Annotated in this window: 3 protein-coding genes; all 3 read left to right on the top strand. The window is 36.4% G+C overall.

The genetic code is table 11. The features are described 5' to 3' along the window. Window positions 1-258: 258 nt before the first annotated feature. The 3 genes from H6G76_RS36430 to H6G76_RS36420 all read left to right on the top strand — a co-directional run bounded on the left by H6G76_RS36430 (window position 259) and on the right by H6G76_RS36420 (window position 2,281). Window positions 259-945, top strand: coding sequence for a hypothetical protein (locus H6G76_RS36430; protein WP_190711047.1), 687 nt, complete (start codon window positions 259-261; stop codon window positions 943-945). Window positions 946-1,043: 98 nt separating this feature from the next. After that, a complete protein-coding gene (gene xisR, locus H6G76_RS36425; protein ID WP_190711046.1) occupies window positions 1,044-1,310 on the top strand; it encodes an excisionase family protein in 267 nt (88 codons plus the stop codon). A 329-nt stretch (window positions 1,311-1,639) separates the two neighbouring features. Beyond that, window positions 1,640-2,281, top strand: coding sequence for a hypothetical protein (locus H6G76_RS36420; RefSeq protein WP_242056697.1), 642 nt, complete (start codon window positions 1,640-1,642; stop codon window positions 2,279-2,281). Window positions 2,282-2,413: the final 132 nt, after the last annotated feature.

Here is a 2,413-nt window from a genome sequence, read left to right as displayed (position 1 = left end):
CTGCAACTATTTTTTCGCGCAGATCGATTGAATATGCTTTCATAAAAAGATAATATTTTTATTCTTATTAACTGTACCCCATAACAGCAGGAAGTGCTGTAAAGGTGTTTCTGAATCAGTCATAGGTAAATGGTGCGATACCAGCGTTGAAATGATTGAAAAGCATTATGCAGATTATCTAAAAATGCTGAATCTACGTCCCATTGATTAATTCACATAACTGCTTTTTGATCAGTAATCCTTAGTTTACAAAAAATTATGTATCAGCCTGATCTACTATTGCCAAGACCCTACTTGATTTCTCCTGCATTGGTTTATTGTCATTCTGAATTTATTGTTCGATCTATTTTAAATGAGCTTATATTAGAGCGAGCAAACCAAGATTTAATGCAAATAGACACAGTAAGAGGAATAATAACGTATCGTGAGTTAGTACTTGGAGAATTTTATCGACAAACTTTTGAGAACACATTTTCTAAGTCCAAGCTTCATAAAAAATTAAAGCCTCTGATTATGCCTGAGGTGACTTTATGGAAGGCTGTTTTTAAAATGCTTGAGTATATGTTTACACTCAATATGTTAAATCTTCACCCTGCATTGTTACTCCGTGATTTGGTAGAAGAAGCAGAGCTTACGGCTTTCATTGCTACTAACTCTGCTAGGAAATTAACAGTAAAGGATTATTTAACTATTAGACAACATCAAAATAGAGAACTCCAAGGATGTGAAAATCCTTTTGATCGAAAAGAAAGCCCTCGTACCTGGGAAATTATGGATTCGTCAATCAAGTTAGCAAATCTTAATGATGAGTTCAGGAAAAGATTTTATATGCCTGTTGTGAGAGCCAGACAAAAAATTACTGCTTATATGAAAAAAGATAAAAGTAAATTTTATATTAATGGAAAAATGCAACGACAAGGACGAAAAAAAGAATCAATCGCCTGAAAAGCTTAACTCGCAAGGATTACAAAAGAAAAGTCGCTTTCGCGCTAGATAAGTAAAAATCGTTCATATTGGAGTAGTTCGTTATCAAGGGCTTCGATATGAACTATTTTGTTAGCAAAAAACAACTGTCAGAAAAAATAGGTTTATCGCCTGAAACATTTAAGCGATATCGGCTTACAGGGATTTGGGAAGAAGGTATCCATTGGCAAAGAATAAATTCCAGAACTACACTTTACAACCTTACTTTAATACTCGACTGGATTGCTAATAGGTATGATCCGCAAGTACATAAAAGAGCTATAGATACATATCTTCAGTCCCTTCCATCCAATCAACCCCAGAAAAAAGGAAGGAAGGCTAATTGATACAAAAGATATCACAAACAAGTTTCAAATAGCTCTTAGAGAAACTATAGAGACTGGTTTTTGCATAAAGGGGTGAATTAAAACTCATGTTGTTTACTCCCAGAAAAACAAACTCTTAAGAGCGTGCCAAGAAAGAATTAAGTAGCTACACAAAAATAAATTTTCTCTACTACCAGTCGCTCTCAAACCAACCAACATAAGTTTTCACAACGGAATACAAACAAAGATATTGAGTATGAAGCTGATAGCAAAACTTTTAAGTCATTGTACTCAATCATCTCAGCAAAGCATTTCTGAATATTTATTTCCATAAAGGAGAAGAAATCGCTATGTATGCACAAAGCAAAGGAGCAGCTGCTCATAAAATTGACGTAGCTCAAATTCGTAGGCAATTGGAAGCACTGGGATATAAGAAGGATGATCTGGTTTATATCCGTGCTTTTTATCCCAAAAACGATCCGCGAAAAACCAATGACAAGGGGAGAAAGCAACAAACTAAGGATATAGATCAATTAGTCGAGATTGTTCGTCAATTTCAATCAGAGGGTAGAGGAGTTTACTTTGTTGTGAATGGCTGTGGGCATAAGGATGCCGATATCACTCAGTGTCGAGCGGTTTTTATTGAACACGACGATTTAGATAAAGAAGTACAGAGAGAATTATGGCGATCGCTTGGACTGCCAGAACCAAGTTTGCAAATAGATACTGGCGGCAAGTCTATACATAGCTATTGGATTTTTGACCAATTCATTGACCCTCAGCAGTGGCGAAGTCTGCAATCTGACTTACTAGAGTATGCAGACGCAGATCGCTCATTAAAGAACCCATCAAGGGTGATGAGACTGGCAGGCTGTTGGCACTTTGCACCAAATAACCAAAGCAACGGACAAACAACAATTATTTCTAACTCAGACAAGCTTTATTCTTTTGAAGAACTAAGAAAATCAATACCTTGTGGCTTTGTTGCATGAAAGGAAAAAAAGATATACTTTCCCTGGGTTGGAGCAGTAATTAGGCTTCGACTTTGTAACTGTCCGGCTTGCCCAACTGGATCATGCGATTAAGGGCAGCACATTGCAAGAACAACTCGACAGCTTGATTAT

The sequence above is a fragment of the Nostoc sp. FACHB-152 genome (assembly GCF_014697475.1).
Classification (GTDB): Bacteria; Cyanobacteriota; Cyanobacteriia; order Cyanobacteriales; family Nostocaceae; genus Nostoc_B.
The sequence above is the reverse complement of the archived record's forward strand: the minus strand, read 5'-3'. Positions and strand labels throughout refer to the sequence as shown.

Coding starts and splice junctions, on each gene's coding strand:
- H6G76_RS36430 (WP_190711047.1), top strand. CDS start 259: ATGTATCAGCCTGATCTACTATTGCCAAGACCCTACTTGATTTCTCCT.
- xisR (WP_190711046.1), top strand. CDS start 1,044: ATGAACTATTTTGTTAGCAAAAAACAACTGTCAGAAAAAATAGGTTTA.
- H6G76_RS36420 (WP_242056697.1), top strand. CDS start 1,640: ATGTATGCACAAAGCAAAGGAGCAGCTGCTCATAAAATTGACGTAGCT.